We start from the raw sequence: 2,459 nt of genomic DNA, 5'->3' as shown, positions 1-2,459 counted from the left end.
CCTCCTGCGACGCCGGCACCTCGGTGACCCCAGGCTGGCGCCCGAACAGCATCCGGTGCAGCCCGCCGGTGGCGGTGTTGGCCGTCGGCGCCCACCAGGCGACGACCTGCGACTGGGCGCGGGTCAGCGCGACGTAGAGATCTCGCAGCTCCTCACCGAGCTCCTCGGCCTTGTGCCGCTCCACATGCTCGGCCCAGCCGGAGCCGGTGCGGGTGACGTCGATCGTGCGCTGCCCCGAATCGTCGTGGAACCGCGCCACCTCGGGGTCGCGCACGAAGAGGTCGTAGGCGAAGGGCAGGTAGACGACCGGATACTGCAACCCCTTGGAGCCGTGCACGGTGACGATCTGCACGGCGGCGGCGTCAGAGTCCAGCCGTCGTGGCCGCTCGGCGGCGGCTGAGCGGCGTCGCTCGTCGCGATACCAGGTCAGCAGCGCCGGCAGCCCGAGCGAGTCGCGCACGGAGATGTCGTGGAGCAGCTGCCCGAGATGACGTACGTCGGTCAGCAGCCGTTCCCCGTCGGTGCGCTGCAGCACCCGGCTGGTGAGCCCGCGCTCCTCGGCAGCTTCGATCAAGGCTGCGACGCCTCGACCGCGCAGCAGCAGCGCCCACCCGCGCAGCGTGTCGGCGATGCGCGAGGTCAGTGCCTCGCCACCGGCGTCGAGCTCGGTCGCGGTGTGGCCGAAGAAGACTGTCAACCCGGCGGCTCTCACCAGAGGCGTCCGGTGGGGTGAGTCGAGCGCCTGCAGCAGCGCGAGCCAGTCCTCGCCGGCGGGGGTCAGGAACACGTCGCCGCCGCCGGCCATCACCGCCGGGATGCCGCGCGCCTGGAGCTGGCGCTGCACGAGCAGCCCGTGCTCACGTACCGCGACGATGACCGCGACGTCCCCTGCCGCCACCGGGGAGTCGCACCAGGTGGCGCCCGAGCCGAGCAGCTCGGCGACATCGCCGGCGAGGTCTCTGGCGATATGCCGGCGCGCGTCGGCGGCGGAGATCATCTTGCCTCGGGTGAGCCTGAAGCCGTCGCGCCCGACTCGGCGGAGCCGGAACGGCGAGGGGTGCGGCGCACCTTCGAGGCGGGACCCGGCGTGGTGGGCCTCCACCTCCCGCACCACGATGTCCGGATCCCCGAGCGCGGCGCCGCCCAGAACCACCTGGAGCCGCTCGACCAGCGGCCCGTCGCTGCGCCAGTTGGTGCCGAGCGTCGACTGCGTCCGGGCCGTCCGGGCCGCTGCCAGGTAGGTGAAGACGTCGCCTCCGCGGAAGGCGTAGATCGCCTGCTTGGGGTCACCGATCAGGACCAGGGTGGCGTGGCCCTCGAAGGCCCGCGACAGCACCTGCCACTGCACCGGGTCGGTGTCCTGGAACTCGTCGACCAGCACGATCCGCCACCGCTGCCGCATCCGCGCCCGCGCGGGAGCGGATGGTTCTGCCAGCGCGGAGGCGAGCCGGGAGAGCAGGTCGTCGTAGGAGAGGACGCCACGCAGCTGCTTGCGGCGGTCGACCTCGGCCCGCACCGCCTCCGCGAACCGAACCCGCGCTCCGGCCAGCGGGTCCTCGGGCGGCGCCGCGGCGAGCTGGGACTGCGGGTCCTCGACCGCGGTCCGCGCCAGCCCCAGCGCGTCGTCACGGTTGAACGGTGGCTTGTCGCGGACCTCGCCGAACCACTTCAGGTAGAGATCGTCGACGACCTCCACGACCAGCTCGTCGAGCGACTCGACCAGCTCGGCGCCGGCGTCGGTGTCACCGGCCACCCCGAGCGAGCGCAGCACGAGCTGACAGAACTGGTGCGTCGTCGCGATCGTCGCCCCGTCGAACGAGGCAAGAGCGTCGCGCACGCGCTCGTGACGTACGCCGATCTCTTCGTCGTCCACGTCGAGCAGGAGCTCCAGGTGGGCATCGAGCGGTGCCGGCCGCCGCCCACCGGCCGCGGCCGCGAACGCCCGCTCCGCCTCGACCAGATGGGCGCGCACCCGGTCACGCAGCTCCTGGGAGGCGGCACGACCGAAGGTGATCGCCAGGATCTCGTCGAGGGTGGCGACGCCCTCGATGACGTAGCGGGTGACCAGGGCGCCGATGGTGAACGTCTTCCCGGTGCCGGCCGAGGCCTCGATCAGCGTCGTCCCGGTGGGGAGGGGTCCGCTCAGGTCGAAGGGCGTCATGATCACCAGCTCCCCTGCTCGGCCTTGAGCAACGGCGACCAGACCCGCAGGGCGAGCGCACCGAAGCGCGTCGTCTCCCCGTCGAACTCCTCGCCAGGGCCCGGCAGGTCCCGAAGACCCGGGATTCCGGACCCCGCACCCCAGGCGCGCAGCTGTTCCACATCGGACTGTTCGCCCTCGAACCGGCCGTCCTTCCAGTCCCAACCGGCCTTGTAGAGAGCGTCGTCCGGGCTCGCCTGGGTCCGGCGCTGACGCGCGTAGGTGAGTGATGTCTTCAACGGCAGCGGCAACGGCTCGG

2 protein-coding genes are annotated in these 2,459 nt (G+C 72.3%); both read right to left on the bottom strand.

Features of this window, described 5'->3' with window-relative positions; all coding sequences use genetic code 11:
• Window positions 1–2,161, bottom strand: a 2,161-nt coding sequence (locus ACRDPS_RS19775; RefSeq protein WP_431503372.1) for a UvrD-helicase domain-containing protein, incomplete at its 3' end; no start/stop codon positions are given.
• Window positions 2,162–2,163: 2 nt separating this feature from the next.
• On the bottom strand, window positions 2,164–2,459 hold a 296-nt coding region (locus ACRDPS_RS19770; RefSeq protein WP_431503325.1), incomplete at its 5' end, for a hypothetical protein.

Source organism: Nocardioides sp. (assembly GCF_050699375.1).
Taxonomy (GTDB): Bacteria; Actinomycetota; Actinomycetes; order Propionibacteriales; family Nocardioidaceae; genus Nocardioides.
Note: the sequence above shows the minus strand (reverse complement) of the source record. Positions and strands in the feature narration are given on the sequence as shown.